We start from the raw sequence: 26,108 nt of genomic DNA, 5'->3' as shown, positions 1-26,108 counted from the left end.
GCTGTCAGGGCCTGGAACTGCGATTTATAGGCATCAAAGGTCTGCTGGAGTTGGCGGCAGTCATCCAGCGGCTCAAGGAACAGAGCGCCCTGCGGGAAGGGGGTGCGGCATCACCGTCAGCTGGCGATCGGAGGTGAGCCGGGCCCTCCACGACCCGGCCGACGACTTCCTCGCCCTTCGGGTGGGCCGATTTGCCGGAAACCAACCAGATTGCGGCGATTCGGATGCTGGCGCTGCTGGTGGAGCGACGGTTATCCCGTCCGGCCAGGCGGTTACTCCCTGGCCTCCGGCGTGCTGCTCCCGCTCATGTTCGCCCACCGCGCCATGTCCGTCACCGTCAGCGGCTGGTCCAGCCGTTGCTGGACCCAGGCGAGCAGGCCGGCGAGCATGTGGTCGCCCGTGACCCGCATCGGCGTGGCCACGAACTGGGCCTGGCCACCGGGCCGATGCGGCGGCATGACGAGGCGGCGGGCAACTGAGTTGGCGACGCCGGCGCCGTGGTCGAGGTGGATCAGGTGCAGGCAGAGATCGACGGCGGCGGCCTTCCCCGCAGCGGTGAGCACGCTGCCGTTGTCGGCTGGGCCGGGCCATCCGGGCGGAAGACGTGATCAAGCTCGACTGCAACCACTGGACGGTGCTGCAGCGGCCCGCGCAGGTCGCCGCCGCCCTCGAAGAGCACTGGCGGCGCCACGAAGGCGGCTGATCCTGCTGTCAGGATCGGGACGCTACCTTGACGGGCATGTATTCCCCGATTGAGCCATACGACCAGGGCATGCTCGACGTAGGCGACGGCAACCAGGTCTACTGGGAGGTCAGCGGCGACCCGGCGGGCAAGCCGGCGATGATCGTGCACGGCGGTCCAGGGGGTGCGGCCTCGGCGAACTGGCGGCGCTACCACGACCCCGAGGCGTACCGGATCGTTCTGTTCCATCAGCGAGGGTGCGGTCGCAGCACGCCGGACGCCGGGCTGCTGGAGACCGACCTGTCGGTCAACACCACCCAGCACCTCATCGCCGACATGGAGCTGCTGCGCGCGCATCTGAGCATCGAGCAGTGGCAGCTCCTGGGGGTCTCGTGGGGTTCGACCCTGAGCCTGGCCTACGCGCGGCAGCACCGGGAGCGGGTGAGCGAGCTGATCCTCTTCGCGGTCACCACGGGCCGCCGCAAGGAGATCGAGTGGATCACACGTGACGTCGGGCGGATCTTCCCGCGGGAGTGGGAGCGCTTCCGCGACGCCGTACCCATGCGGGACCGTGACGGGAGCCTGCCCGCGGCCTACGCCCGGCTCCTGGCCGATCCCCGGACCCGTGAGCAGGCCGCCCGCGACTGGTGCGACTGGGAGGACACGCACGTGAGCCTCGACCCTCAGTATCGGCCGAACCCGCGCTTCGAAGATCCCGCCTTCCGCATGACGTTCGCGCGGCTGGTCACTCACTACTGGGCCAACGACTGCTTCCTGCCGGACGAAGGCGACTTGGTGGAGCAGGCTCATCTGCTGGAGGGCGTCCCCGGGGTGCTGGTGCACGGCAAGCTCGACGTGAGCGGGCCCCTGGAGACCGCTTGGGAGCTGCACAAGAACTGGCCCGGCAGCGAGCTTGCGGTGGTCGACGAGGGGCATGGCGGGACCACCATGATGGAGCGGGTGATCGCTGCAACCGATGGGTTCCGCTGACTCGCCGGCTCACGTCAGACCTCGCCGGTGCCCAGCTGGACGGGCAGGAAACCCTCGCGGTGAAGATCCCAGGAAGAACCCGCCCGCCAGCGGCATCGGCAGCGAGGTCTGCCCGGCCACGCCGATGAACAGGACGGGCATGGCTCCAAGCCTCGGGCTCATCACCCCTTCCGCGGCAGGGACCAAAGTCCCCACTCACAGGTCCGATGGACGATCAGACCCGAGACGTGGCCCACCTCAGGTCCGGAGGTGGGCGGGTGGCCGTGCGCACCTCTGCGGATAGGGGCTGCGCCGGATGATCGGCTGACGGCGGCCGAGTTGGCCGGAAGTACGGTCCGGGCTGCCGCGAACACTTCTTTCGACCGATCCGGCCCCGGAACCGGGGACCGCAGGATGGGGTCCCATGTCACCGGAAACGCTTCCCCCTGCGCCGGCTGCGGTTGTCTCCGGCCGGCCGCGTATCGCCGCGCTCGACGTGCTGCGCGGGTTCGCCCTGTGCGGAATCCTGCTGGCCAACGTCAAGCCGATCGCCCACATGCTCCACACCGAATCCGCCACGCGGCCCGTGGTGACGGCGGGTCAGGGGGACGCCTGGCTGGGGCTGTTCGTCGACCAGCGCTTCTTCCCGATCTTCTCCGTGCTGTTCGGCATCGGTTTCTCGCTGCTGCTGAGCTCCGCCGAACACCGTGCCGCCCGCCCGCGACTGCTCCTGCTACGCAGGCTCCTGGTGCTGCTCGCCATCGGCCTGGCCCACATGTTCCTGCTGTGGCGGGGCGACATCCTGACCATCTACGCCGTCGTCGGCCTGCTGGTGCTGCTGCCCTCGACCTGGCTGCCACGCCCGGCCGTCGCGGGGCTCGCCGCGGTCCTCGTCGTGGTGCCGCCGATCCTCGGCAGCAACGGCGTGACGCTGGTGCCCGGACTGTTCCTGCTGGGTTCGGCGCTGACCCGGTACGGCGTGATCGACCGGATCGAGCGTTCGGCCCGCGTCCCGGCCGTGCTGGTCCTGGTCTTCGCGGCGGGGGCGGTGCCGGCCACCTGGCTGCAGGCGGACGATCGCACCTCCTGGTTCGCCCTCGCCGGACTGCTGACGGCGGGTGCGTACGTCTGTGCCCTGCTGCTCCTGCTCAGAACGCCGCTCCGGCCGGTGCTCCAGGGGGTCTTCGTGCCGCTGGGCCGAATGGCGCTGAGCAACTACCTGTCCGCCACGATCCTCGTCCTGGTGGCCGCCCGCCTCATCGGCGGTTCGCCGGACGGCTGGTCCGAGGGGACGGTGCCGCTGATCGCCGCGGCCATCCTCGTCCCCCAGTGGCTGGTGTCCACCCTCTGGCTGCGCCGCCACCGACAGGGGCCCCTGGAATGGCTCTGGCGCTGGGCCACCTGGGCCCAGCGCCAACCCTTGCGCCGCAGCGGGTCACCATCGCCTCCTACATCAGCGGGGGAACGATGACGAGGTCGTCCTCGTCTGCGGCCACCTCGCAGGTCACGTCGATGACGCCTTCGATGGCGCGTACCGCCTCGGTCATCGCGATGGCCTGGGACCTCCACGGCACGCGGCCGCTCAGCTTCACCACGCCCTGGCCGATCTCGAAGGAGACGGCCCCGGAGTCGGGAAGCACGGCGTTGACGTCCGCTTCCGGCTCCGCGGCCGGACGGGTGAAGACGCGCAGCACGTCACGCTGGTGCAGGGTGCCGACGATGCGCCCGGTGACCGTGTACGTCCCGAGTGCCGAGGTCCAAGGTCCTCGATCGGCCGGCGTTCCAGTCCGGCAGGGATCCCGTGCTCGGCCAGGAACGCCGTCACGTCGGGGCCCTCGTGATCGCTGCGGCCTACGTATCCCCCGCCGTGCAGCACGAGCACGAAGCCGTGCCCGCCGTCGGTGGCCAACGCCGCCGCTGACGGATGCGGCACGAGCCGTGGGGTAACACGGTCCTGCTTGTCACCGGTCCTGCGCCCCGAGGGGTGGAACTCAGCTCAGAGGGGGGCCGTCCAGCACAGCCGGGTTCCTCCCCCGTCGGGGTCGTCGAGTCGCGCGGTGCCGCCCAGGCGGGCGGCCCGTTCCTCGATGTTGCGCAGGCCGCTGCGGCGTCCGGCCTCCCCCAGGCCGACGCCGTTGTCCGCGACCAGCAGGGTGAGCGCGTCAGCCGAGACCTCGACGGAGACGTCGGCACGCGAGGCGTGGGAGTGGCGTACCACGTTGGACAGGGCCTCGCGCAGGACGGCCAGCAGGTGCTCGGCGACGGGCTCGGTCACCAGCGTGTCGAGCTGCCCTTCCATCCGCAGGCCCGGCATGAAGCCCAGATGGGAACCGGCGCCCTCCACCAGGTCGACGATCTGCCCGCGCAGGCTCGACTCGGCCTCCTCAGAGGACACCTGCAGGGCGAAGATGGACGAACGGATCTGCCGGATCGTCTCGTCCAGCTCGTCGATGGCGTGCTGGAGCCGCTTGGCCGCCTCCGGCCGATCCACCAGCCGGACCGTGCTCATCAACGTCATCGCGGTCGCGAACAGGCGCTGGATCACCACGTCGTGCAGATCCTTGGCGATCCTGTCCCGATCCTCCAGCAGGCCGAGCCGCTCGGCGTCCCTGCGCGCCTCGGCCAGCTCCAGCGCGATCGCCGCCTGACCGGCGTACGCGTGCAGCATCTGCCGGTCCGCGCCGCTGAACGGCGGCCGCCCGCTCCTCCTGGCCAGCACGAGCACCCCGCGCACGCCCGGCGCGGCGCCCAGCGGCACCATGAGCCCCGGCCCGTAACCCAAAGCCGACAGCGGCGAGCCAGGATGTGGGACGCTCCGCAGGTCCTCCGACCTCGGCTCACCCCGGGTGAACACGTCACCCGCGAGCGTGGCCGCCACCTCGCAGGCGGTGCCCAGCAGTTCCCCTGCGCCCTCGCCCTCCACGACCTCCGCGATCAGCGACTGCCTCGACGACTCCGGCAGCAGCACCTGCACCAGGTCCGCGTCGCTCATCCGGCAGGCGCGGGAGGCCACCACGGTCAGCACCTGACCGGGGTCGGAGCCGGACAGCAGACTCGTGGTCACCTCCGACGACGCCTGCAGCCACGTCTCACGCCGGCGTGACTCCGCGTACAGGCGGGCGTTCTCGACGGCGACGCCGGCGGCGGTGGCCAGCGCGATGACGATCGCCTCATCCTCCTCGTCGAACTCCCCGCCGCCGCGCTTCTCCGTCAGGTAGAGGTTGCCGAACACCTCATCACGTACCCGCACAGGGACGCCCAGGAAGGTGCCCATCGGCGGATGTCCCGGCGGGAAACCGTACGACTCGGGATGGTCGGAGATCCGGCTCAGCCGCAGCGGCCGGGCATCCTTGATCAGCAGGCCGAGCAGGCCGAGACCGTGCGGCCAGTGCTCGATCCTGGCGATCTCCTCCTCGCTCAGCCCGACCGGGATGAACTGGATGAGCGTGTTCTCCTGCCCCACCACGCCGAGCGCCCCGTAACTGGCATCCACCAGCTTGGTCGCCGTCTCCACGATCCTGCGCAACACCGTTTCGAGGTCGAGGTCGCTGCCCACCGACACGACGGCTTCGAGCAGTGCGTGCACCCGATCCCGCGTGGAGAGCACGGCGTTGAGCCGCACCTGCAACTCGGCCAGCAGGTCATCAAGCCGCATCTGCGGCAGCAACGGACGGTGCTCGCTCTCCATATCGATCAGTGTCGCATCCGGGCGGAACTACGCATACGCACCCTCTCAAGGGTAGGTGCGGTCACCCGGGAACGGCGGCGGGGACCAGTTCGAAGCCCGTGATGATCTCCGGGCGGATTCGGATCACCTGCTCCATCTCCGCCGCCACCCAGGGCCGGAGAAGGGACTTGAATCGCGCCGCCTCCTCGGGATCCTGCACGAGCTGGGCGACGCCGGTGACGACTACGCTCCAGCCGAGGCGCTCCTCGGCGTCCAGCTCGTCCACCTCGAAGGCCACCACGGCCTCCAGGGCCGCCACCTCCGCGCTGAGAATGGTTCCCGTGCTGGAGCGGATGACGATCTGGCCGTCGGCGACGATATGGTTCACCGGCCGTACGGCCGGGAGGGCATGCCGGGTGAACACGACGCGTCCGAGCGGCACACTGGCCAGCCGCCGCAGAGCGTCGGCTGCTGATAGTTCCTTGAGGTTACGGCCGTTCATCGCCGGACCGCCTGTCGTCACGCAACATCACCGTAAACAGCCTGGTCCACGAACGGAACCGGCAATAGAGTCGAAAGGCCCTGTCCGGCGCCGGTACGGGTGGGTAGCGTCGGCCGGACCGTAACCGTGGAGGGCAGGCTCATGACAGGAACCGGCGACTTCGGACACCGCCTCAGCCACCACCGTCAGCGGCTTGGCCTCACCTTTGAGCAGCTCGCCGACCGCGCGGACATGTCCGCGGGCTACATCCAGCACCTGGAAAGCCACGTGGAGAGCCCGGACAGAGGCACGATGGCGCGCCTGGCAGGCGCACTGGAAACCACCGTTCAGGAGCTGCTGGGTGGCGGTCTTGATCACCCGCCCGGCACCGGCCCGGCCATGGCCGACCCAGCATCGGAAGCCCTCGACGCCGCGGAGTGCCTGCGTCTGATCGCCCCGGGCGGCATCGGCCGGGTGGCGTTCAACGGCTCGCACGGCCCGACGGTGCTGCCCGTCAATTACAAGCTGCACGACGGCGCCATCGTCTTCCGCACCGCCCACGGCGGCCCGATGGACCGGGATCTGCGTACCGGGGTGGCCGGCGTGGAGATCAAGATCGGTTTCGAGGTGGACCGGATCGACGAGGCCAGGCGGCAGGGCTGGAGCGTCCTCGTCCAGGGTCCCGCCCACCACGTGCCCGACGACGAAGCCGCCAAGGCGGCCGAGGCCGACGTCACCCCGTGGGCGGGCGGCGATCGCCGGCTCTACATCCGCATCGTCCCCCACCAGATCACCGGCCGCCGCATCCACGGCCTGTAAGCCCCGGCAGTGCCCCGCAGGCCGCCGTCCTCGCCTTCGGCGCGTTCGCGGTCGGGACCGACGGCTTCGTGGTGGCCGGGCGCTCGGCTCCAGGCATGGGTCGGCGCGGCTGCCGTACCTGATCGGGCGGGGCAGCGGACACGCGCGAGCCGAAGGACCCCTCCGGCAGGGACCTTCGGCCCGATGTCCTACGGACGGAGCCGTCCCGCCTCGAACAGTTCCTGCTACTCGCCGTGCGCCTCGGCGAACACCGACAGCGCCACGTTCTGCTGGTACGCGGCCACGATGCGGCTGTCCGCCTGCCGGAGTGCGTCAACGGCGTGCTGGTGGCATGCCGGCACCGCCTCGTGAGCGATGTCGGGACGAAGCAGCTCGACGACCGGATCGGCGGGACAGTCGTCCGCCCCGCAGGCGATGTCTCCGCGGATGATCAGGGATGCATGAGTGTTCGTCGCGGCATAAGCGTCCGCGGTCAGCGCGGCGAGCAGTCCGATCGCGAGCACGGCGGTGGGGTCGGCCGGAGTGGGAGAACGCAGCGCCACCGCGTGCGCGGCCACCACTACCATGTCGAACGCGTCGATCCGCTGTGCCGGCGATGCCTTCTCGATCTCAGTGAGCCGCTTACGTAGATCTGCCTGCCATGGCGATTCCCGCTGCCCCTCGGTCGCGGCCAGCACGGCCCGGACGCACTCCGTGAACTGGTCACCACGGCTGTTCCACCACTTGAGCTTGCGCTGCTGCCCCTCGGCCAGTCCGGCGAGTCCTGGCCACTTGCGCCGGGCACCCTGCCTGGTCATCCCCGCCGCGTCACCGATCGCGGGATAGTCGGCACCGCGTTGGGCCGCCGAGAGCGCCGCGGACGCCGCCAGCTGTTCCGCGCTCTCCCGGATCGCCAGCAGTGAGGTCAGCGCGGCCAGCCACATCTGCCGCAGGTCCGCGTCCGGCAGGTCCGAGCGGGGCCCCGCATCCGGTTCGAGCTCCAGCATTTCCCTGGCCGCTGTCCACGCCAGTTGATCAACGGCGGTGGTCAACGCGGCGCGTTGCGCGTCGGACAAACCTCGCACGGCGACTCCTTGACAACACTTGTTTACGTCGCCCACCATAGCACGTGCGACAACATCCGTTGTCAACGAGAAGGGTAGGAACATGAGGTTATTGGTCATCGGCGGCACATCATTCGTCGGACGCACGATCGTGGGCGAAGCCCTCGGACGGGGACACGAGGTCACGACCTTCAACCGTGGGCTGACCGGCAAGGACGTCGACGGCGTCGAGGCGCTTCGCGGCGACCGGTCCACCGGCGAGGGTCTCCGGCAGCTCGACGGGCTCGTCTTCGACGCGGTCATCGACCCGGGCGGGGTGGTGCCGGCCCACGTGCTGCGCACCGCGCGGGCACTGGCCGGGTCGGCGCCCTTCTACGCGTTCGTCTCGACCACGGCCGTTTACCGGACCTGGAACACCGCTTCGGTGGACGAGTCGACCGCGACCTGGCCGGGGGTGGCGGACGAGGAGGGCGACCCGGCCGACTTCGAGAAGCTGCCCTTCCACAAACGCGGGTGCGAACTCGCGGTCGAGCAGACCTACGGACCCGACGCCTGCCTGATCGCGCGCGCCGGGTCCATCGTGGGACCGCACGACAACCTGGGCCAATTGCCGTGGTGGCTCACCAGGACCGCCGAGGGCGGCCGGGTGCTCGCGCCCGGCGACCCCGGCCGCGGGCTGCAGCTGATCGACGTGCGCGACCTGTCCGCGTTCGTGCTGGACCAGGTCGAGGCGCAGGCGGGCGGCATCCACAACGCCGTCCCGGATGGACCGAACACCACAATGGGCCGGCTCGTCGGCAACTGCGTGCAGGCCACGGGTTCGAACGCCACGCCCGTGTGGATGGACGAAGGTTTCCTGTTCTCCCAGGGCGTTCAGCCATGGGCCGAGCTCCCGCTGTGGATCCCGGACGTGCCGGACACCGCCGGTTTGCGGGCCGTGTCCGGCACCTCCGCAAAGGCGGCCGGCCTGCGCACACGGCCGTTCGGCGAGTCCGTACGGGAGGTCTGGGAATGGTTGCGGTCGGGCGGCGAAGTTCGGACCGCACCCGGCACCCCGCCGTTCGGCCTCTCCGGCGACAAGGAACAGCAGGTGCTCGCGGCGTGGGACTCCCGCGAAAAGTGATCAACCGGTGACCACCGGGCCTCGGCCGTCCGCCAACTGACACGGCTATTGACAGAATGGCGGCTAAATGTAAACAGTCGTCTTCCTTGAATTCTCCCGGAGAAATTGAGCAAGATCTGCTTCCGTGTTTCCCGGAATTTCGCTTCATCGTTAGGACGTCGGGCGAACCTTGCCGCGACAGGCATCCGGTTCCGGGCAACAGAAGCAGGTTCTCATGATCAGACGCTCCCTGGCACTGCTAACCCCCGCCGTCCTCAGCGTCATCGCGTTCGCCTTACCGGCTTATGCGGTGACTCTGGAGCAGAAAGTCGCCGCGCTCTCCGGATTCAGCCAGCCCACCGCCCCCAGCGCCACCTCCTGGCGCAACGCCTGGCAGAACCAGGCGTCCTGGACCGACTACAGCTTTGACTGGTCCACCGACCTGTGCTCAAGCAGCCCCGACCAACCGCTCGGCTTCGATTTCCGGATGTCCTGCCGGCGGCACGATTTCGGTTACCGCAACTACAAGGCCGTGAGCCAATTCCCGGCGAACAAAGACCGCATCGACAACTCGTTCTACTTCGATATGCGGCAGGTGTGCGCCGGATACTCGGGAATCTCCAAGTCAACCTGTGACGGCCTCGCCTGGACGTACTACCAGGCGGTCCGGCAGTTCGGCGACCTCCGCGTCACGGACGAGCAGATCCAGCAGGTCCGGCGCCAGGCCGAAATGAACGCCCAGAACTCCACCGCCTGAAACAGCGGGGCGGGGATGCCGCCGCATCCCCGCCCCCGGCTCTCGCTCTCGCGGAGATGGTTGCACCACACAACCAGATAGTTGTACGGTCGAACCATGGGGGATGAACGCGAGCTCCAGGACGCTGTCAGCCGCTTCGTACGCGCCTTCGGCCTCCACCAACCCGATCAGACCCCTTGCGGCAGGCCCATCCCGGTCTCCGAGGCACACGCACTCGGCGAACTGGCCAGGGACGGAACCCTGCGTCAGAACGATCTGGCGCACCGCCTCCGCCTCGAAAAGAGCACCACCAGCCGGCTTGTCACGCAGCTCATCAACCGCGGCTGGGCCGAACGCACCACGGCCCCCGATGACGGGCGCGGCGTGCTGGTCCGGCTCACGACCGCCGGCGCGAAGGCGGCCGAGCAGCTCGCCGAGGCGCGGGCCGCTCGCTTCGCCGCGGTCCTGGAGCGGGTCCCCCCGGACGAACGCACCGGCGTGCTCCACGCCCTGACCATCCTCACGGAGGCAATGGATGAACCTTAGGCGACTCGCCTTACTCATCTCCGCCCTCGCGGCCATCGCCGTCGCCTCGGGCGCGTACCTACTCGTCGGACAGGAACAACAGGCGGCGCGCCAGGAGGAGATCGCGGACAGAGGCGGGCAGGTGATGCCGTTCGACCTGGAGAGCACCACGCATCGCTTCACCAAGTCCGCCACCGGCGGCCTCCAGACGGTCACCGCGGACGACCCGGCCGATGCGGAGCAGGTCACACTCATCCGCGAACATCTCACGGAGGAGGCGTCGGGCTTCAGCAAGGGAGACTTCGGTGATCCCGCCTCCATCCACGGCACGGAAATGCCCGGCCTGCGGGAGCTCGAACAGGGCCACACCCGCATCGAGATCCGCTACGCGCCGATGCCGGCCGGTGCTCAGCTCACGTACACCACCTCCGACCAATCCCTGATCAAGGCGCTGCACGCCTGGTTCGACGCGCAGGTCTCCGACCACGGGCGGCACGCCGAACACGGCTGAACCGCACCGGCGCGGAGGCGCGCCTGACGTCATTCCTCAGCCCGGGTGGCGGAGGCGAGGAAGAGCGGGAGGGCGAGGAACAGGCGGTTCTGCTCGGCACGCCGCGCCTGCTCGGCGGTCCAGCCGTCGCACTGCTCGCGGGTGATGACACCTGCGGCGTGAACCGCCTCCGCGATGCCGGTCAGCATCCCGAGCATCGTCTTACCGGTGAAGATTCCGACGTGCACCTCCACCTCCACCTCGTCGAAGCCGGCGTCCAGCAGCAGATTGCGGTAGCCGCGGGCGGCGCGCGGGTTGGTGATCAGATCGGCGCGGGAGTGCACGATCGTTCGCGTGAGCCCTGGCTGGTCGGAGTCGATGAGGATGGCGTCCCAATCCTGTCCGGTGAGGACGATCCGCCCACGGGGTCAGCACGCGCCTGGCCTCCGCCAGCGCAGGGGTGGCGTCGGCGAACTCGTGGAAGACCTTGTCGGCTCGGTAGCCGGCCATCTCGTGATCGCGCAGGGGAAGCTCGCAGGCGTCGCCGACGCGGAGATCCGCGCCGGGCCGGCGCTCGCGGGCGACGGCGATCATATCCTCGCTGACGTCCACGCCGACCGCCGTGACCCCCCTGTCGGCCAGCTCGGCCACCGCCCGGCCCGCGCCGCACCCCACATCGACGGCGGAATCCCCCGGCCGGAGCCTGAGCAGTTCGTACGAGCGAGCGCGGAGCAGGGCGGCGGCCGGGACGGCCTCACCGATGTCGAGCAGCTTGATGAGTTCCGTGTGGTTGGACATACATGCCACCATGCGACTTAATGTCGACATGAAGTCAAATCGGCGACATTAGCGGCCCGGCGAGCGTCAGTGATGGTAGGCGTGGACCACCGCGTGCCCCTTGCCGCGGCCGATGACCCACTTGTTGATCGGGGTCGTGACAAGGAATGCGACCAGCAGCGAGAACGCCAGAGCGCCCCAGAACAACACGGATGCCAGCCCGGCGTCCATGGCACCCGGAATGACCAGCATGACGCCGTTGTCGACGATCTCCATGACGAGAATCGACAGGGTGTCGGCGGCGAGCGCGAGCCGCAGTGCCGTGCGCCAGTCGACGCCCGCCCGGAACAGGCCGCGCAGAGTGAGCGCATAGCCGAAGACGAACGCGAGGACGACGGCCAGAACGATGCTGGGCAGGTTGTGCCAGCCCAGCGCGGTGGCGATCACCATGCCGAGCACTTCACCAATGGCACAACCGGTGAGGCAGTGCAGCGTCGCCGACACGGCCACACCCCACGTCGCCTTCATCGGCCCCTGATGGCCCTGGTGTACGTCTTGATCATGCGCGTGCGGACCGGACCCCTGATCGCGTCTTTCGCGTCCGGCGTCACGCATCGATTCAGACATATCCGCCTTCCTGCTCAATCCACCGCTTTTAGATTCGGCCAGTATACCCCCGCCCCGTATTCGCTGTACATCACCCGGCACCGCCGGCGACCGCCGTACCGAGAACGTAGAAAGACAGCGGGGTTCGCGCCGGCGGGAAATGGAACCGTTCCAGGTGCTCGACGCGCAGGCCCGCGCGCTCGATGGCGGCCAGGGTGTCGCGGCCGGTGTGGCAGCCGCCCAGCAGGTGGGGCCAGATCGTGGCGTCCAGCACGTCCTGCACCCGGGCGAGCCGAGGAGTGTCAGCGCGTACGTGCTCCAGGAACCGGACCTGGCCACCGGGCTTGAGCACGCGGACCGCCTCGGCCAGCGCGACCGCCTGGTCCGGCACCGAGCACAGCACCAGGGCGAACACCACCGCATCCACGCTCGCGCCGGCGACCGGCAGCCGCTCGGCCATCCCGGCATGGACCTCGACGGACACCGGCGCCGCGGTTGCGGCGGCCGTGGCCAGGGCGCGCAGGTGCGCCTCCGGTTCGACGGCCAGCACGCGCTCGACGCTGGCCGGGTAGTGGGCGAAGGTGGCGCCATCTCCGGCGCCGACCTCCACCACCTGGCCGCTCAGGCCGGCCGGCAGATCCCGCCGCCGCTCGGCCATGCCGCCTTTGTCCATGGCCCTGGCCATCAGCGGATACACCCGGCCGAAGATCGGCCGGCGCCTGCTCGTCCTCGTCGGAGGCATGGCTGTCACCAGGTGACCGGCAGGGCGGTCAGCCCGCGGGTCAGCACATCGGCGTTGAAGGTCAGCTCCTCGACCGCGCACCCCAGCCGCAACGTGGGGAAGCGGGCGGCCAGCTGCGAGAAGACCACCTGCAGCTCGATGCGGGCCAGCGGCGCGCCGATGCAGTAGCGGACGCCGTGCCCGAAGGTCAGATGCGGCACGGCAGGCCGGTCGAGGTCGAACCGGTCGGGATCGGCGAACACCGACGCGTCGTGGTTGGCCGACCCGGTGTCCAGCAGCACCAGGTCCCCGGCCCGCACGTGTATCCCGGCCACCTCGAGGTCGGTGCGGGCATAGCGGGGGATGCCGCCGCCGCCCATGCGGGGCGCGCGCAGGATCTCCTCCACCGCGGCGTCGATCAGGGACGGATCGCCTGCCAGCGCCTCCCATTGGCCGGGGGTGGCCAGCAGCCACAGCGCGCCTTCCCCGATGGCGGTGACCGTGGTTTCGTGTCCGGCGAACAGCAGGAACATGCCCATCGCGGCGGCCTCGTCGTCGCCGACCCCGTCGGTCGCGGCCAGCCTGGAGATCACATCGGCATCCGGATCGCCGTCGGCGCGTTTGCGTGCCACCAGTTGCCGGCCGTAGCCGAACAGTTCGGCCAGCCCCTGCTCGGAGCGGGCGCGGTCGGTGATGTCGGCGGCGGCCTGGGTCCAGGCCCTGAACTGGGCGCGGTCCTCGTACGGCACGCCGAGCAGCTCGCAGATGACCGCGATCGGCAGCGGAAGCGCCAGCGCGGTATGCAGGTCCGCGGGCGGACCGGCGGCGGCCAGCTCATCCAGCAGGCCCGCGGTGAGCGCCTCGACCCGGTCGCGCAGCGCGCGCATGCGCTTGGGCGCGAAATGCGGCTGCAGCAGCGAACGCATCCGCCGGTGGTCGGCCTGCTCGTTGTCGAAGTCGCCCATCGGTCCGCCGAACAGGGCGGACTTTCCCGTACGGGAGGCGCGTTCGGGCTCGGGGTGGGCGCGGCCGAGGCGGTCGTCGTCGAGGAGCCGGCGCACCTCGTCGTACCCGGTCACCCACCAGGCCGGGTCGCCGACCGCGGTGCGGATGGCGTGGACGGGGCCCTGGGCCTGCAGGGCGCGTAGCAAGGACGCGGGCCGCATGGGGCCGTTGTCCTGCTGGAACGGCAGCTGAACGGGGTCAGGCACGGCTCCTCCTTTTGTATACTCGGATGTATAGAACGCTACTTGTATACTTCAAGTTCTACAAGTAGAGGAGGCTCTGTTGAGCGACCCTGAGCCCGCACCCGCGCAGACGCCGGTGCGGCGGCTGCGCCGCGCCGCGCGGCGCGAGCAGATCCTGGACGCGGCCACCCGCGCCTTCGCACGCGCCGGCTACACCGCCACCGGCCTGGACGACGTCGCCGCCGAGGCCGATCTGACCCGGGCCATGCTCTACCGCCATTTCGACTCCAAGGCCGACCTCTACCGCGCCGTCCTCGACCGCGCCTGCCTGCGGCTGGCGGAGACCACCGGCACCGACGACTTCGACGAGAACGCCATCCCCGCACTCCTGCGCGCCGCCGCCGCCGATCCCGACGGATTCCGCCTGCTGTTCCGGTACGCGGCCCGCGAGCTCGAATTCCGCGACCTGATCGACTCCATCACGGCCGCCTCCCGCGAGATCGCCCACCGCAACCTGGCCAGGCAGATCCCCGCGGGCCCGTGGCTGGACTGGGCCGCGAACCTGATCCCCGCGTTCACCATCGAGGCAGTCATCGCCTGGCTGGACGCCGGCCGGCCCGACCCCGGCCAGGCCGCCGACCGCATCACCCAGGCCGTACACGGCGTCATGGCCGCCGCCCAGCCCGCACCATGACCGCGCCGCTCTGTCAGGTCCGGCTACTGAGGAACCGGTCTTCTTCGACAGCCTGGCGACCTTGAAGACCGTCACCTCATCGCCGAACGGGTAGTCCTCCACCGACCCTGGATGGGCGCTGCACGTCGCGACACCCCCGCCGACGGACTCCAGCTACTCGATCTCACAACATGAGACTGCTTCAGCCCCGCTGAGGGAGCCCCTGACATTTACATTTCGGCAAAGATGCCGAAATACCGGGACCGTAACGTCTGACGCGGATTTTTGACATACCAAATCCCTCATTCTGGTTTCCCCCATTTGAACCAGATGCCTGAAGGAGGATGTGCCGTGCGGCATGGGCCCGGACACACTGACGTTCGCGATCAATCAGCCGAAAAGACCGTGGACGAGGTGGCGTAAAAATGCTCCTACGCCCACGTCAGGCGGCGATCGTCGCCACCATCCTGACAATCTGCATGGCCCTCTTCGTTGCACCGGCGACCGCCGATCCGCGGAAGACGGACCTCAAGCAGCTGACCGACATCGTCCAGCCGCTCGTCGACGACGCCGCGGCACACGGCGTCCGGGTCTCGGTCGGCTTGACGGATCTGAGCCGTCCGAACGGCCAGAGCACGATCCTCGGCTCACTCGCCTCCTACAACCCCGCCAGTGTCATCAAGCTTTCCCTGCTGGCCACCCTCATGCGACAGGTCGACCGCGGCCTCATCTCGCTCGACGCACCGGCGACCGTCTCGCCGTACATGGTCGTGGGGGGAAGCGGCACCATCCAGGACGAACAGATGCCGTTCAACACCACGGTGCGTGAACTCGCGCGTCGGATGGTGGTCGTCAGCGACAACACCGCCACGAACGTCCTGCTGTACTACGTGGGCATACCGACCGTTCAGAAACTGCTGGACGATCTCGGCCTGAAGACGATGAAGTTCAACCGCCAGATGTTCCCCGGCGATCTCATCAGCGCCCCGACGAACGTCCTCGACGCCGCGGACACGCTGGCACTGCTCAAGGCGATCCACTCTGGCCGGCTCCTTTCGCACAAGTCCACGGACCAGATCGTGGACTGGATGCTGCACCAGGAGGTCGACACCAAGTTCGGCGCGGTTCTGGACGGCAAGCCGATCGCCCACAAGACCGGAGAGACCGGCAACGTCACCCACGACGTGGGCTACTTCCTCGTCCCCGAGCACGAGACCGCCGTCGTGGTGCTCACCGAGGTGACCACGACGACCAGCTTCGACGAGGCTCAGCGGATCGGCAACCCGATCGTCCAGAACATCGGACTGGCCGTCTACAACCACCTCGACAAGCTCGACCACCGCTAGAAACGATCTCCGCGCTCGGCCTCGCCCCTCGCTCCTTACGCCCCGAAGCCGAGCGCGCAGAGCGCCGTCGTACGGCAACTCGATCTGCCGGTGTTGACGATTCCGACGAAAAAGAAGTGGCACGACGGCTCGGCGTAGGCGCCATATCTCGCTGCGATTTCCGCTCAGCCATGCGGGGCCGTCCTTTCGGCACGGGGGGACGAACCCGAGCCGCGGCCCATCTCGTCGTGATCAGCCGGTTACGGCGTGTCGGAACGCACGCGCAGATCGGCGTGTGCGTTCAGCTGATGTTGATCACGACCTTGCCGCGGCTGTGACCGCTCCCGACGTCACGCTGTGCCTCCGCGGCGTGGTCGAGGGTGTATTCCGCTCTGATGTGCACGGAGATTTGGCCCTTCTCGTGGTAGGAGAGCATCTCGGTGAGACCTTCGGCGCTGCGGACACCGGTCCAGTCGCGGATGCCGAGGGCGGCGATCTCGTCGGAGAAGACCATGGTCACCACGCGTTCCGGGTCGTGGGCGATTCCGAGTGCCGCGCGGAGCCCGTCGACTTCGAACCCAAGAGCGGCGTCCACGCCGTTCGGGGCGATGGCGCGAAGCCGTTCCACGAGCCCTGGCCCGTAGGCGACCGGGACCGCCCCAAGGGACCGAAGGTAGTCATGGTTGGCCTCGCTGGCGGTGCCGATCACGGTGCTCGTCCCCATCGCCTTCGCGAGTTGAACCGCCATCGTGCCCAGCCCGCCGGACGCGCCATTGATCAGGACGACATCGCCGGTGGTCACGCGCATCTGATGGAGGGCGTTGCGGGCGCCCTGGGCGGCTCCGGAGAACCCGCCGGCGATCTTCCACGGCATGTCGGCCGGCTTCGGCACGACCTGGTCGTACGGCACCGCGACCCACTCCGCGTAGCCGCCGAGCGTACTGAAGCCAAGAACGGCGTCCCCGACCGAGAATCCCGTGACGCCCTCACCGATTTGGTCGATCGTGCCGGCGAACTCGTTTCCCGGCACGATCGGGAAGTCGCCCACGAGCGAGCGGGGGAAGCGTCCCTCGCGGACGCCGCAGTCGAAGGGTTGGACCCCGGCGACCTTGACCTGGACACGCACCTGCCCAGCTTGCGCGTGAGGCTCGTCCAGTTCGACGGTGCGGAGCACCTCTGGGGGTCCGAACGAGGACAAGGCGGCGGCTTTCACTGGTGTCTCCTTCTGTCGACCTTCACTCGGGCGGCTGGGCGCCGTCTACTCGAGGCGCCCATCTCATGGCGAACAACTCGTATCCAGTGGGCTGGCCGGGCACTGGCCCCGCATGAACGGCCCTGAGGCCGTCGAGCGCGATGGCGATGACGCGTTCTCTCGCGTTCCGGGCGGCGTCATCCAGTTCGGTCCGTCCCTGCCGCTGCAACTGTTCCTGGAGCGGGGACTTCGAGAGCTGTTCGATGAGTAGCTCGAGATCGACCGGGGTCACTCCGGCACGGAGCACCTTGGCCTGATGCGCGCGCTCGACGAGCCGAGCCACCGCGCGGTCGCCCTGCCGTCCCAGTTCGGTCATCTCGTCGGTGACTTCGAAGGTGCCGGCCACCGGCGCCAGCGAACCGGGGCCCGACCGGATCGACGCCATCGCGTAGTGCGCCAGGCCTTCCCACGGGTCCTCCATGGCCAGGCCCTCTTTCGCCGCGTCGAGGTATTCCCGCAGCGCGATCAGGCACAGCCGCTGGAACAGCTCCTGCTTCGTGCGGTAGCGCCGATACAGCGACCCCACCCCGACTCCGGCTCGGGCCGCGATCGACGCCACCGTCGCGTGCGCGCCGTCCACCGCCAGTACCTCACGGGCCGCTCGCAACAACGCCCGGTCGTTTCTGGCGACCTCCTCGCTGCGCCATGAACGCGAACTCGTCATGCCGGCAGTCTACACACTTGCGGAGTGATTCGCTCCGCAAATATGGTGCACTGCGGAGCGAATCGCTCCGCACTGGAGGGGGATGACATGGCCACTAGCACATCCGACATCGGTGGCACCGATCCGGCACCTCGGCGCGCACGGGTCCCCCGGCCGCTCCGGCCGTTCCGGACGGGCCAGTACCGGCTGCTGGCGACCGCGCTCGGTCTGAGCCTGGGCGGCAGCGGCATGTGGGCGGTCACGGTGGTGTGGCAGGTGGTCGCGATCGGCGCGGGTCCGTCGGAACTCTCCTTGATCGCCACCGCGAGCGGCGTCGGATTGGTCGCGACCGCCCTGCTGGGAGGCGTCGTCGCCGACCACGCGTCCCGGCGGCGCATCATCTTGCTCGCCCAGTCCGCCAAGGCGGTGGCCGCCGGCTCGGTCGCGGTCACCGCCACCATGGACCTGCTCACTCCTGGACAGCTCATCGTGGTCGCCGCGGTGCTCGGGATCGCGGACGGGTTCTTCTATCCCGCCTACTCCGCGCTCGTCCCCTCAGTCGTCCCGGAAGACTCATGCGCCAACCCGAGACACGCGCCCATACAGCGCGGGCGGGCAGCCCCATCCGGTCGGCGGTGAGCGACCTCGGGGCCGGGTTCGGCTACCTGCTCACGACGCCGTGGCTGGTCGGCACGCTTACGTTCGCCGTCACGCTTGTCCTGGTCACCAACGGGCCGATCCAGGTCCTGCTGCCGTTCGCGATCCGCGATCAGGGGGCGGGCGGACCGCAGGAGTTCGCGCTCGCCCTCGCCTGCTACGGCCTCGGCGGGGTGAGCGGCTCGCTCACGATGTCCGCGCTGCCTCTCCCGCGACGCTACTTGTCCGTGATGCTTCTTGCCTGGGGTGGAGGCTGTCTTCCGCTCGCCGTCCTTGGGGCGGCCGACCAGCTGTGGATCATGATCGCTGCGCTCTTCCTGTATGGCGCCCTGACGTCCGGCGCGGGCGTCATTTGGGGAACGCTGCTGCAACGTCGCGTCCCCCCTGCCATGCTCGGCCGGGTCTCCAGCCTCGACTTTTTCGTCTCGCTCAGCGCGGCCCCCCTGTCCATGGCGCTGGTCGGCCCGGCGGCGGCGGCCTGGGGAAACCGGCCGGTCTTCCTCGTGGCAGCCGTCGCCCCGCTGACGGTCGCCGTACTGGCCATCGCGCTCGCCCGCCTCCGGCGTGACGAGATCGACCACCCCCTCACCCGCGCGAGATGAGCAGGTCACGCCCGCGTCAGGCTCAGGGGCGAGGGCATTTGCGGGCATCAAGGCCGGGCGGGCGTTGTGCCGTCACGCAACGCCTTCAGCGCACCGCCCCAGGCGACGACCTCGTCCAGCATGGCGGAGACCGCGCGCTCTTGGTGAGCGGCCGGTTTGAGGACGCTGAAGTTCTCGAAATCGGTAGCCAGGGACAGGGCGACCTGGGAGCTCACGCCGGCCACCTTGAGCTCGCCCATGATCAGCCGCAGATGCTCCACCGCCCGAGCACCGCCCAGACTGCCGTAGCCGACGAACCCGGCCGCCTTGTTGTGCCATTCGGCGTAGAGGAAGTCGATGGCGTTCTTCAACGCGCCGGAGGTCGAGTGGTTGTACTCGGGTGTGACGAACACGTAGGCGTCGAAGGAGGAGATCTTGTCGGCCCATTTCCTGGTGTGGGGGAGGTCGTAGTGTCCCATCGCGGGCGGCATCGCCTCATCCAGGTGCGGCAGGCCGAAGTCCTTGAGGTCGACGAGTTCGAACTGGGCGTCATCGCGCGTCGCCGCGAGGTCGTGAACCCAGCGGGCCACCGCCTCCCCATTGCGCCCCGGACGTGTGCTCCCGATGATGATCGCGACATTGATCATGGGACATTGGTTCACTACTCCGTGATACCGTGTAGTGGTACTCGGTACTACAAAGTACCTAGAGAACGAAGAGGACCCACGATGGACGACCTGACGGAGATGCTGAAGGGCACGCTTGAGGGCTGCGTGCTTGAAATCATCGGCAGCGAGGAGACCTACGGGTACGCCATCACGCGTCGGTTGAACGAACTCGGCTTCGCCGATGTCGTCGAGGGGACGGTTTACACCATCCTGCTGCGGCTGGAGAAGAACGGGCTCGTCCAGGTGACGAAACGACCGTCCGGGCTGGGCCCGCCGCGCAAGTTCTATGCGCTCAATGAGGCGGGGCGCGAAGAACTCACAACGTTCTGGGCGAAATGGGAGTACGTCTCATCACGGATCGACAAGCTCAAGGAGGGCGGGAGATGAACTTCTGGGAGACCATCACAGGCAGCGATCTCACCAGGGAATGGAAGGAGTTCGAAGTCCGGGCCGCGGCATTGCCGGCCGACTACCGGGCGGCGTGGGGAGAGATCATAGGTCATCTTTTTCCCTACGCGGACTTCACAGGTCGAAACCTGATGCCGATTCTCGACGGTGCTCTGGGGCTGCTTGAGGAGACGGCGTCCGATGGGCAGAGCATTCACGAGGTGCTGGGTGACGACATCGGGGGCTTCTGTGCGGCGCTGGCCGGCGGAGAAGGGGCTCGGAGCTATCGCGACCGGTGGCGCGAGCAGTTGAACAGGAACGTCGCAAGGAAATTGGGCCGGCTAGGAGGCTGACGTGGGCATCCAGGACATCATCGAGGGCAAGAAGCAGTGGCGGGCGCACATGGCGCGGGTCAAGGCGCTCCCGCCGGACTATCAGATCGTCTACAAGGAGATCCAGAGGTACTTCTTCAAGGTTGGACCGATCGACTTGTTTGACGGGTCCCTGCTCTCAGGGATCGTCGATTTCTTCGAGGAGGGCGTCGCGGCCGGCAAAGGAGTCCTGGAACTCATCGGCAATGACGTCGCTGCCTTCTGCGACGACCTGGTCAAGGACTCGCGCACCTACGCGGACATCTATCAGGAGTCCATCAGCGGGGAACCCGGCACGGCCGAGAAGTAACATCCGTCGACCCAAGGCATGTCGCGGTGGCCATGGCACAAATCGCCACTGGCAGGCGTCTCCATTTCGGAACCCGCGCCACAAAGGAGAAACCGCATGAACGTCGCACTGTGGATCGTTACCGGCCTGCTGGCCGTTGTCTTGCTGGGCAGCAGCTCCAAGATATTCGTGCCCAGGGAGAAGATGGCCGGCATGTTGGGCGACGCATCGAGATGGGTCGAAGACTTCAGCCCTGCTGCCCTTAAGGCCATCGGAGTTCTTGAGCTCCTGGGGGCGGTGGGCCTGATCCTGCCCGCCGTACTCGACATCGCGCCGGTTCTGGTGCCGCTGACTGCTTCGGGTGTGGTGTTGTTGTTCGTTGGCGCGGTGATCATGCGCCTCCGCCGTGGTGAGAGGGTAACGATCGCGGGCGACCTGGTCTATCTCGCCATGGCCGCCTTCGTGGCGTGGGGCCGCTTCGGCCCCGCGTCCTTCACCGGCTGACCGATGAACACAGTCGCCGGTACCAGCCAACGACGGCATCGTGATCCTGCCGACCGACCACCCCGACGACGAGACCGCGGCACAGGTGCGCGACGCCGTCACCCTGTGCCCATCCCGAGCCCTATCCATCCTGATCCATCCTGCAGGTACCGCTCGACTATTACGGTATGCCGCCCGCGGACGTCTTACGTGAACGGGGCCGTCCTCACCGTGGACGGTGGGACGGCCCTGCTCGACCCCGGGCACTCTCCCGTTCGGCTACCGGTTCACCCGTCGGTGACGCGCTCGAGGACGACGATCGGGATCGTCCGGCGGCTGCGGGCTTCGTAGGTGCGGTAGATGGGGGCCTGTTCGACCATCAGGTTCCACAGCCGTTCGCGTTCCGAGCCTACGGCGGTGCGGGCGCGGGCGGCAAAGCGTTCGCCCTTGATCTGGACTTCGACGTCCGGGTTGGCGGCCACGTTCAGGTACCACTGCGGGTGCGTGTGCGTGATCGCCGATCCGGAGGCGACCAGGACGTAGGAGTCGTTGTCCTGGCCGAAGAAGAGGCCGGTGCGGTAGAGCTTTCCTGACTTTCGGCCCCGGTAGGTGACGATGAGGTTGGTCGTCCCGCCCTCCATGTAGCCGCTCTCGCCGTCGGTGGCGATGTAGCGCCGGACGTGCTCGGTCACCGAGGCGTCCGGACTGTCGACGACGTTCACTCATCTGCCCCCAGTCCCTGTGCGAAGCCGCCGTCCACGGCGAGCTCGACGTTGGTGGTGAAGGTCGCGTCCGCCGCCAGGAACAGCGCCGCCTTCGCCACCTCCTCGACCGTGCCGTTCCGCTTGAGCGGCGTGGAGACGTCGCCCTGCCGCTCGAACTCGCGGCGCTGCTCCTCGGTCAGGCCCGCCACACCCATCGTCGGTGTCTTGATGTAGCCGGGTGCGACGCTGTTGACCCGAATCCTGCGGGGCAGCAGTTCGACGGCCAGGACGTGCGCGAACGCCCGCGTCGCCTCCTTGGAGGCCGAGTACGCGCTGATGCCGGGGAACACCACGTCGTTGGCGACCGTGGTGAACACGATCGACCCGTCGTCGGCGAGCAGCGGGGTCAGCGCCTGGACGGTGAAGAACGCGCCCTTGGTGTTGATGTCGAAGTGCCGGTCCCATGCCTCTTCCGTCGCCTCCTCCAGCGTGGAGAACTCGGCGAAGCCGTGGTTGACGAAGAGGTGGTCGACGCGGCCGAGCGCGCCGCGGGCCCGCTCGGCGAGCGCCGCGACGTCGGCCATGCTCGCCGCGTCCGAGCGGACGACGTGCGCGGCCCGGCCTTTCAACGCGGTCCTGGCCTCTTCGAGGGTCTTCTCGTTGCGACCGGTCAACAGGACCTCCGCACCCTCGTCAAGCAGCGCCTGGACGATCGCCAGTCCCATGCCGTGCGTGCCACCGGTGACGATGGCCTTCTTGTTCGTGAATCGGCTCATGCGAGGACTGTCGCGGACGACGCATTCGATCGGTCTTCGGATCGTCTTCGGCGCCGAATACGATGGTTCGATGCGCTTCGGGGTGCTCGGTCCGCTGACGGTGTGGACGCCGGACGGTGCGCACGTCGCTGTGCCTGAGGCGAAAGTCCGCGCCCTGCTGGCGGCGTTGCTGGTGGAACCGGGGCGGGTGGTCTCGGCCGACCGGCTGGCCGACGAGCTGTGGGACCGTCCTCCGGCCCACCCCGCGCGCGCGTTGCAGACCCTCGTGTCTCGGCTACGCGGTGCGCTCGGCGCGGAGGCGGTTCTGCGCCGTCCGCCTGGCTACCTGCTGAACGTCGAGGACGAGGCGGTGGACGCAGTGCGTTTCGCCGCACTGGCCGATCGCGCCCGAGTCGCCGGTGACCCTCGCGAACAGGCTGCGATGTTCTCCGAGGCGCTCGGTCTGTGGCGCGGGAAAGCGTTCGACGGATTCGCCGACGAACCCTTCGCGCAGGCGGCTGCGGCGCGACTGGAAGAACAGCGCCTCCTGGCCTGGGAGGACTACGCCGAGGCGCGCCTCGCGCTGGGCGATCACGGCCCGCTGGTGAGCGAACTCGCCGATCTGACCCGCGGCCACCCGCTGCGCGAGCGGCTGCGCGCCGCCCACATGCGCGCCCTGTACGGCGCGGGACGCGCGAGCGCGGCGCTTGACGTCTTCCAGGACGTACGCCGCCTCCTGGACGAAGACCTGGGCCTGGAGCCGAGCCCCGAACTGGTCGAGCTGCAGCGACTGATCCTGCGCCAGGAACTCGCCGGCCAACGTCCCCGGAGCAACCTCCCCGAGCCGCTCACCGGCCTGGTCGGACGATCGGAGGCCGTCGCGGGCGTGCGGGGCCTGCTGGACGAAGAACGTCTGGTCACCCTGACAGGCCCGGGCGGGGTCGGCAAGACGCGGCTCGCGCTGGAGGTTGGGCACGCGGAGGCCGAGGCGTTCCCCGACGGGGTGTGGCTCGTGGAACTCGCCGGGGAGCGGCCGGGCGGGGAGAGGATCGCGGAGGCGGTGGCCGTCGCGCTCGGATTCCGGGACGAGCCGTCGCCGTCCGGCGTCGCGCACCGGCTGGCCGAGGCGCTGCGCGGGCGGCGGCTCCTGCTCGTACTGGACAACTGCGAGCACGTCATCGACGCGGTGGCGGAACTGGCCGGGCTGCTGCTGCGCACCGCGGCGGGCGTGCGCATCCTGGCCACCAGCCGCGAGCCGCTGGGCATCGCGGGAGAGCGGCAGTGGCCTGTTCAGCCCCTCGACGTGCCGGAACCGGGCGCCGACCCGGCGGAGGTCGCGCGGTCGGGCGCGGTCCGGCTGTTCGTGGCGCGGGCCGCCGCCGCGTCGCCGGGGTTCGCCGTTTCGGCGGAGAACGCCGAGGCCGTCGCCACGATCTGCTGCCGCATGGACGGCATCCCGCTCGCCCTGGAGTTGGCGTCCACCCGGGTCCGCGTGCTGGGCGTGGCGGAGCTGGCCGAGCGGCTCGACGACCGGTTCGGGCTGCTGGTCGGCGGCCGCCGCGACGCCCCGGCCCGGCAGCGGACGCTCAAGGCCGTGATCGATTGGAGCTGGGACCTGCTGACCGGCGCCGAGCGGGCCGTGCTGGGCCGCCTGGCGATCCACCGCGACGGCTGCACGCTGGAGGCCGCCGAGGTGCTCTGCTCCGGCCGCGGCGTGAAGCCCGCCGAGGTCGTGGACTTGCTGGCCTGCCTCGTGGACCGGTCGCTGGTGGTCGTGACGGGCGACGATCCGCCGCGCTACCGGCTGCTGGAGTCGGTCGCCGCGTACTGCCTGGAGCAGTTGCCGGAGGACGAGCACGAAGCGCTGCTCCACGCCCACGCCCACTACTATGTCGTCTTGGCCGAACGCGCCGACGCGCACCTGCGCGGCAGCGACCAGCGGCGGTGGCTGCGCCGTCTGGACTCCGAGGCGGCCAACCTGCGCGCCGCACTGGAGGCCGCCGATGAGGAACTCGCCGGACGGCTGGTGCGGGCGATGGCCTGGCACTGGTTCCTGCGCGGCCGGTTCGCCGAGGCCAAGCGATCGCTGACCGTCGCGTTGGAGACCGATGCCGATCGCGCCTGGCTTGCCGGGATGACGCTGCTCTCCGGAGAACCGTGGCGAGGTCGTCCCCCGATTGAGGCGGCGGGACGGGCCAGGTGGTTTCTGGGGTACGCGGAGACCCTCTTCGGCTCCCTGGGGGCGGCCGAAGAACTGATCCGGCGCGCCATGGACGAGTTCCTGGATCAGGACGACCGCTGGGGCGTCGCGGCAGCCGTGACCGTGCGGGGCCTGCACCGTTACGTGCGCGGGGACCTCGCCGGCTCACGACTCGACGCCGAGGAGGGGCTGGCGCTGTTCACGGAGACCGGTGACCAGTGGGGACGGCTCCAGGCCATCGGCGTGCTCGGCAGGCTCTCCGAGATCGAGGGCGACTATCAGGCGGCTGAGGCCCGGCACCGCGAGGGCCTGGCCGTCGCGGAAAGCCTCGACCTGTGGGGTGAGGTGTCCGGCCGCTGGTCCGAGCTGGGCCGGATCGCGCTGCTGTCCGGCGACTTCGCGCGCGCCGACAAGCTGCACGAACGCGGCCGGCGGCTGGCCGTGACGCACGCCGACCGGCGCGCCCAGGAGTTCGCCGAGGTCGGCCTCGCCCTGGGCGCCCGCCGCCAGGGGCGGCTCGACGAGGCCGAGAAACACCTGCGCACCTGGCTGGAATGGAACCAGGAGTTCGTCGCGGAGAACGGCGCGGCGCTGATCCTGGCCGAGCTGGGCTTCGTCGCCGAACAGCGCGGCGACGCCCCCGCGGCGCTGGGACTACACGAACAGGGTCTTGAAGCCGCCCACGCCACCGGCGACCCGCGGGCGGTAGCCCTCGCCTACGAGGGACTGGCCGGAGCGCACAGCCTGGCAGGCCGCTACGAAGAGGCGGCCGCCCTGCTGGACAAGGCTTCCCGACTGCGCGAGAGCGTGGGCGCACCGCTCCCGCCCGCCGAACGCGGCGACGTCGACCGCATCACCGCAGCCCTGCGGGCAGGGGCGTCATCCCTTGATGGCGGGGAGACGCGGCCTCCGGGCGGATGCCCCCCGCCCGGCTCACCAGGTCTTGCCAGCCTGCTCCTGGATCGTGCGGTTGATCCCCTTGTTCTGGGTGCCCTGCAGGAGGCACTCGATCTTGATCAGCGGTTCAGCTGCTGACCAGGTCCGGGGGGCTCGGGGGCAAGAGGATCACGTGGGCCAGCCTGGCCATACGGTATCGGAGCTGGGGAAGGCCGGTGTCCATCACGGCGCCCAAGGTGCCGTGGTCGTCGACGGCCTCGACGACGCCCATGCCCGACCAGACGCGGTCCGCGACGGTTTCCGCGGATTCGTGCAGGGTGACGGTCGCCTGGCACGGCCAGGCCCGTGCTGACAGCCGATGTGTCAGGTAGGTGGCGACGTCGCCCTCGGGTGGTGGCCTGGGGGCGAACCGGGGGCC

Annotated in this window: 30 protein-coding genes and 3 pseudogenes; 17 read left to right on the top strand and 16 right to left on the bottom strand. The window is 69.2% G+C overall.

Annotation, left to right across the window (positions count from 1 at the left end; translation table 11 throughout):
- Positions 1-302 precede the first annotated feature (302 nt).
- Positions 303-575, bottom strand: a pseudogene (locus ITP53_RS10670) (AraC family transcriptional regulator); the annotation flags it as partial.
- Positions 576-739: 164 nt separating this feature from the next.
- On the opposite strand from ITP53_RS10670, the gene pip reads away from it, so the two are divergent.
- Positions 740-1,672, top strand: coding sequence for a prolyl aminopeptidase (gene pip, locus ITP53_RS10665; protein WP_207755781.1), 933 nt, complete (start codon positions 740-742; stop codon positions 1,670-1,672).
- A gap of 403 nt (positions 1,673-2,075) precedes the next feature.
- Positions 2,076-3,122, top strand: a complete 1,047-nt coding sequence (locus ITP53_RS10660; protein WP_195895180.1) for a DUF418 domain-containing protein — start codon at positions 2,076-2,078, stop codon at positions 3,120-3,122.
- On the opposite strand, the gene ITP53_RS10655 is transcribed toward ITP53_RS10660, so the two are convergent.
- Positions 3,100-3,345: a BON domain-containing protein gene (locus tag ITP53_RS10655; protein WP_195895179.1), complete on the bottom strand. Its 246-nt coding sequence runs from the start codon at positions 3,343-3,345 to the stop codon at positions 3,100-3,102. The genes ITP53_RS10660 and ITP53_RS10655 overlap by 23 nt on opposite strands.
- Positions 3,346-3,398: 53 nt before the next feature.
- Here ITP53_RS10655 and ITP53_RS10650 point away from each other — a divergent pair, with 53 nt between their 5' ends.
- A complete protein-coding gene (locus tag ITP53_RS10650; protein WP_195895178.1) occupies positions 3,399-3,572 on the top strand; it encodes a hypothetical protein in 174 nt (57 codons plus the stop codon).
- A 75-nt stretch (positions 3,573-3,647) separates the two neighbouring features.
- Here the strand turns inward: ITP53_RS10650 and ITP53_RS10645 are convergent, their stop codons facing one another.
- Positions 3,648-5,339 carry a sensor histidine kinase gene (locus ITP53_RS10645; protein ID WP_195895177.1) on the bottom strand — a complete coding sequence of 564 codons (1,692 nt, stop codon included), beginning with the start codon at positions 5,337-5,339 and terminating at the stop codon, positions 3,648-3,650.
- Positions 5,340-5,400: 61 nt separating this feature from the next.
- Entirely contained in the window at positions 5,401-5,841 is a 441-nt protein-coding gene (locus tag ITP53_RS10640) for a pyridoxamine 5'-phosphate oxidase family protein (protein ID WP_328814356.1), read from the bottom strand.
- Positions 5,842-5,961: 120 nt separating this feature from the next.
- Between ITP53_RS10640 and ITP53_RS10635 the strand changes: the two genes are divergently transcribed.
- Positions 5,962-6,618 (top strand): helix-turn-helix domain-containing protein, encoded by a 657-nt coding sequence (locus ITP53_RS10635; RefSeq protein WP_195895176.1) that lies wholly within the window; start codon positions 5,962-5,964, stop codon positions 6,616-6,618.
- A gap of 224 nt (positions 6,619-6,842) precedes the next feature.
- On the opposite strand, the gene ITP53_RS10630 is transcribed toward ITP53_RS10635, so the two are convergent.
- A complete protein-coding gene (locus ITP53_RS10630) occupies positions 6,843-7,682 on the bottom strand; it encodes a hypothetical protein (RefSeq protein WP_195895175.1) in 840 nt (279 codons plus the stop codon).
- An 82-nt stretch (positions 7,683-7,764) separates the two neighbouring features.
- Between ITP53_RS10630 and ITP53_RS10625 the strand changes: the two genes are divergently transcribed.
- The 4 genes from ITP53_RS10625 to ITP53_RS10610 all read left to right on the top strand — a co-directional run bounded on the left by ITP53_RS10625 (position 7,765) and on the right by ITP53_RS10610 (position 10,535).
- Positions 7,765-8,784 carry a Rossmann-fold NAD(P)-binding domain-containing protein gene (locus ITP53_RS10625; RefSeq protein WP_195895174.1) on the top strand — a complete coding sequence of 340 codons (1,020 nt, stop codon included), beginning with the start codon at positions 7,765-7,767 and terminating at the stop codon, positions 8,782-8,784.
- Between the two features lie 214 nt (positions 8,785-8,998).
- Complete coding sequence (locus tag ITP53_RS10620) at positions 8,999-9,520, top strand: phospholipase (RefSeq protein ID WP_195895173.1); 522 nt, start codon at positions 8,999-9,001, stop codon at positions 9,518-9,520.
- Positions 9,521-9,616: 96 nt separating this feature from the next.
- Positions 9,617-10,045 carry a MarR family winged helix-turn-helix transcriptional regulator gene (locus ITP53_RS10615; protein ID WP_195895172.1) on the top strand — a complete coding sequence of 143 codons (429 nt, stop codon included), beginning with the start codon at positions 9,617-9,619 and terminating at the stop codon, positions 10,043-10,045.
- The gene (locus ITP53_RS10610) at positions 10,035-10,535 is read left to right on the top strand and encodes an aspartate carbamoyltransferase (RefSeq protein ID WP_195895171.1); all 501 of its coding nucleotides are present in this window, start codon (positions 10,035-10,037) and stop codon (positions 10,533-10,535) included. The genes ITP53_RS10615 and ITP53_RS10610 overlap by 11 nt, the downstream gene beginning before the upstream one ends.
- Before the next feature lie 29 nt (positions 10,536-10,564).
- On the opposite strand, the gene ITP53_RS55930 is transcribed toward ITP53_RS10610, so the two are convergent.
- The 5 genes and pseudogenes from ITP53_RS55930 to ITP53_RS10590 all read right to left on the bottom strand — a co-directional run bounded on the left by ITP53_RS55930 (position 10,565) and on the right by ITP53_RS10590 (position 13,829).
- A complete protein-coding gene (locus ITP53_RS55930; RefSeq protein WP_236050675.1) occupies positions 10,565-10,858 on the bottom strand; it encodes a hypothetical protein in 294 nt (97 codons plus the stop codon).
- A gap of 139 nt (positions 10,859-10,997) precedes the next feature.
- A pseudogene (locus tag ITP53_RS61000) lies at positions 10,998-11,312 on the bottom strand (class I SAM-dependent methyltransferase); the annotation flags it as partial.
- Between the two features lie 66 nt (positions 11,313-11,378).
- Positions 11,379-11,819, bottom strand: coding sequence for a DUF4396 domain-containing protein (locus ITP53_RS10600; RefSeq protein WP_207755770.1), 441 nt, complete (start codon positions 11,817-11,819; stop codon positions 11,379-11,381).
- A gap of 169 nt (positions 11,820-11,988) precedes the next feature.
- Positions 11,989-12,639 (bottom strand): class I SAM-dependent methyltransferase, encoded by a 651-nt coding sequence (locus tag ITP53_RS10595; RefSeq protein WP_195895169.1) that lies wholly within the window; start codon positions 12,637-12,639, stop codon positions 11,989-11,991.
- A 5-nt stretch (positions 12,640-12,644) separates the two neighbouring features.
- Positions 12,645-13,829 (bottom strand): cytochrome P450, encoded by a 1,185-nt coding sequence (locus tag ITP53_RS10590; protein ID WP_328814355.1) that lies wholly within the window; start codon positions 13,827-13,829, stop codon positions 12,645-12,647.
- Between the two features lie 76 nt (positions 13,830-13,905).
- Here ITP53_RS10590 and ITP53_RS10585 point away from each other — a divergent pair, with 76 nt between their 5' ends.
- Both ITP53_RS10585 and ITP53_RS10580 read left to right on the top strand, forming a co-directional pair.
- Positions 13,906-14,499 carry a TetR/AcrR family transcriptional regulator gene (locus ITP53_RS10585; RefSeq protein WP_195895168.1) on the top strand — a complete coding sequence of 198 codons (594 nt, stop codon included), beginning with the start codon at positions 13,906-13,908 and terminating at the stop codon, positions 14,497-14,499.
- 458 nt (positions 14,500-14,957) lie between these two features.
- A complete protein-coding gene (locus ITP53_RS10580; protein ID WP_195895167.1) occupies positions 14,958-15,824 on the top strand; it encodes a serine hydrolase in 867 nt (288 codons plus the stop codon).
- Between the two features lie 280 nt (positions 15,825-16,104).
- On the opposite strand, the gene ITP53_RS10575 is transcribed toward ITP53_RS10580, so the two are convergent.
- Together ITP53_RS10575 and ITP53_RS10570 are read right to left on the bottom strand one after the other, a co-directional pair.
- On the bottom strand, positions 16,105-17,016 hold the full coding sequence (locus ITP53_RS10575; protein ID WP_195895166.1) for an NADP-dependent oxidoreductase: 912 nt from the start codon (positions 17,014-17,016) through the stop codon (positions 16,105-16,107).
- A gap of 22 nt (positions 17,017-17,038) precedes the next feature.
- Positions 17,039-17,719 (bottom strand): TetR/AcrR family transcriptional regulator, encoded by a 681-nt coding sequence (locus tag ITP53_RS10570; RefSeq protein ID WP_195895165.1) that lies wholly within the window; start codon positions 17,717-17,719, stop codon positions 17,039-17,041.
- Between the two features lie 87 nt (positions 17,720-17,806).
- Between ITP53_RS10570 and ITP53_RS55925 the strand changes: the two genes are divergently transcribed.
- Together ITP53_RS55925 and ITP53_RS55920 are read left to right on the top strand one after the other, a co-directional pair.
- Entirely contained in the window at positions 17,807-18,337 is a 531-nt protein-coding gene (locus ITP53_RS55925; RefSeq protein ID WP_207755769.1) for an MFS transporter, read from the top strand.
- Positions 18,334-18,957, top strand: a complete 624-nt coding sequence (locus ITP53_RS55920; RefSeq protein WP_207755767.1) for an MFS transporter — start codon at positions 18,334-18,336, stop codon at positions 18,955-18,957. Before ITP53_RS55925 ends, ITP53_RS55920 begins: the two co-directional genes overlap by 4 nt.
- Before the next feature lie 47 nt (positions 18,958-19,004).
- Here ITP53_RS55920 and ITP53_RS10560 read toward each other — a convergent pair whose 3' ends face one another.
- A complete protein-coding gene (locus ITP53_RS10560; RefSeq protein ID WP_195895164.1) occupies positions 19,005-19,583 on the bottom strand; it encodes an NADPH-dependent FMN reductase in 579 nt (192 codons plus the stop codon).
- Positions 19,584-19,664: 81 nt separating this feature from the next.
- Here ITP53_RS10560 and ITP53_RS10555 point away from each other — a divergent pair, with 81 nt between their 5' ends.
- From ITP53_RS10555 to ITP53_RS10540, 4 genes are all read left to right on the top strand, one after another.
- Positions 19,665-19,991, top strand: a complete 327-nt coding sequence (locus ITP53_RS10555) for a PadR family transcriptional regulator (protein ID WP_195895163.1) — start codon at positions 19,665-19,667, stop codon at positions 19,989-19,991.
- The gene (locus ITP53_RS10550; protein ID WP_195895162.1) at positions 19,988-20,344 is read left to right on the top strand and encodes a DUF1048 domain-containing protein; all 357 of its coding nucleotides are present in this window, start codon (positions 19,988-19,990) and stop codon (positions 20,342-20,344) included. The genes ITP53_RS10555 and ITP53_RS10550 overlap by 4 nt, the downstream gene beginning before the upstream one ends.
- Position 20,345: 1 nt before the next feature.
- Positions 20,346-20,672 carry a DUF1048 domain-containing protein gene (locus ITP53_RS10545; RefSeq protein ID WP_195895161.1) on the top strand — a complete coding sequence of 109 codons (327 nt, stop codon included), beginning with the start codon at positions 20,346-20,348 and terminating at the stop codon, positions 20,670-20,672.
- A 96-nt stretch (positions 20,673-20,768) separates the two neighbouring features.
- On the top strand, positions 20,769-21,155 hold the full coding sequence (locus ITP53_RS10540) for a DoxX family protein (RefSeq protein ID WP_195895160.1): 387 nt from the start codon (positions 20,769-20,771) through the stop codon (positions 21,153-21,155).
- Positions 21,156-21,421: 266 nt separating this feature from the next.
- Here the strand turns inward: ITP53_RS10540 and ITP53_RS10535 are convergent, their stop codons facing one another.
- Positions 21,422-21,856, bottom strand: a complete 435-nt coding sequence (locus ITP53_RS10535) for a nitroreductase family deazaflavin-dependent oxidoreductase (protein ID WP_195895159.1) — start codon at positions 21,854-21,856, stop codon at positions 21,422-21,424.
- Positions 21,853-22,614, bottom strand: coding sequence for an SDR family oxidoreductase (locus tag ITP53_RS10530; RefSeq protein WP_195895158.1), 762 nt, complete (start codon positions 22,612-22,614; stop codon positions 21,853-21,855). The genes ITP53_RS10535 and ITP53_RS10530 overlap by 4 nt, the downstream gene beginning before the upstream one ends.
- 70 nt (positions 22,615-22,684) lie before the next feature.
- On the opposite strand from ITP53_RS10530, the gene ITP53_RS10525 reads away from it, so the two are divergent.
- Positions 22,685-25,828: a BTAD domain-containing putative transcriptional regulator gene (locus ITP53_RS10525; RefSeq protein ID WP_195895157.1), complete on the top strand. Its 3,144-nt coding sequence runs from the start codon at positions 22,685-22,687 to the stop codon at positions 25,826-25,828.
- Here the strand turns inward: ITP53_RS10525 and ITP53_RS55915 are convergent.
- Positions 25,818-26,108, bottom strand: a pseudogene (locus ITP53_RS55915) (DNA-binding transcriptional regulator); the annotation flags it as partial. The gene ITP53_RS10525 and the pseudogene ITP53_RS55915 sit on opposite strands and share 11 nt — an antisense overlap.

This window comes from Nonomuraea cypriaca, assembly GCF_015645445.1.
GTDB classification, from domain to species: Bacteria; Actinomycetota; Actinomycetes; order Streptosporangiales; family Streptosporangiaceae; genus Nonomuraea; species Nonomuraea cypriaca.
Note: the sequence above shows the minus strand (reverse complement) of the source record. Positions and strands in the feature narration are given on the sequence as shown.

Coding starts and splice junctions, on each gene's coding strand:
- pip (WP_207755781.1), top strand. CDS start 740: ATGTATTCCCCGATTGAGCCATACGACCAGGGCATGCTCGACGTAGGC.
- ITP53_RS10660 (WP_195895180.1), top strand. CDS start 2,076: ATGTCACCGGAAACGCTTCCCCCTGCGCCGGCTGCGGTTGTCTCCGGC.
- ITP53_RS10645 (WP_195895177.1), bottom strand. CDS start 5,339: ATGGAGAGCGAGCACCGTCCGTTGCTGCCGCAGATGCGGCTTGATGAC.
- ITP53_RS10635 (WP_195895176.1), top strand. CDS start 5,962: ATGACAGGAACCGGCGACTTCGGACACCGCCTCAGCCACCACCGTCAG.
- ITP53_RS10625 (WP_195895174.1), top strand. CDS start 7,765: ATGAGGTTATTGGTCATCGGCGGCACATCATTCGTCGGACGCACGATC.
- ITP53_RS10620 (WP_195895173.1), top strand. CDS start 8,999: ATGATCAGACGCTCCCTGGCACTGCTAACCCCCGCCGTCCTCAGCGTC.
- ITP53_RS10615 (WP_195895172.1), top strand. CDS start 9,617: ATGGGGGATGAACGCGAGCTCCAGGACGCTGTCAGCCGCTTCGTACGC.
- ITP53_RS10610 (WP_195895171.1), top strand. CDS start 10,035: ATGAACCTTAGGCGACTCGCCTTACTCATCTCCGCCCTCGCGGCCATC.
- ITP53_RS10600 (WP_207755770.1), bottom strand. CDS start 11,819: ATGAAGGCGACGTGGGGTGTGGCCGTGTCGGCGACGCTGCACTGCCTC.
- ITP53_RS10595 (WP_195895169.1), bottom strand. CDS start 12,639: ATGCCTCCGACGAGGACGAGCAGGCGCCGGCCGATCTTCGGCCGGGTG.
- ITP53_RS10580 (WP_195895167.1), top strand. CDS start 14,958: ATGGCCCTCTTCGTTGCACCGGCGACCGCCGATCCGCGGAAGACGGAC.
- ITP53_RS10570 (WP_195895165.1), bottom strand. CDS start 17,719: ATGACGAGTTCGCGTTCATGGCGCAGCGAGGAGGTCGCCAGAAACGAC.
- ITP53_RS55925 (WP_207755769.1), top strand. CDS start 17,807: ATGGCCACTAGCACATCCGACATCGGTGGCACCGATCCGGCACCTCGG.
- ITP53_RS10560 (WP_195895164.1), bottom strand. CDS start 19,583: ATGATCAATGTCGCGATCATCATCGGGAGCACACGTCCGGGGCGCAAT.
- ITP53_RS10555 (WP_195895163.1), top strand. CDS start 19,665: ATGGACGACCTGACGGAGATGCTGAAGGGCACGCTTGAGGGCTGCGTG.
- ITP53_RS10550 (WP_195895162.1), top strand. CDS start 19,988: ATGAACTTCTGGGAGACCATCACAGGCAGCGATCTCACCAGGGAATGG.
- ITP53_RS10540 (WP_195895160.1), top strand. CDS start 20,769: ATGAACGTCGCACTGTGGATCGTTACCGGCCTGCTGGCCGTTGTCTTG.
- ITP53_RS10530 (WP_195895158.1), bottom strand. CDS start 22,614: ATGAGCCGATTCACGAACAAGAAGGCCATCGTCACCGGTGGCACGCAC.
- ITP53_RS10525 (WP_195895157.1), top strand. CDS start 22,685: ATGCGCTTCGGGGTGCTCGGTCCGCTGACGGTGTGGACGCCGGACGGT.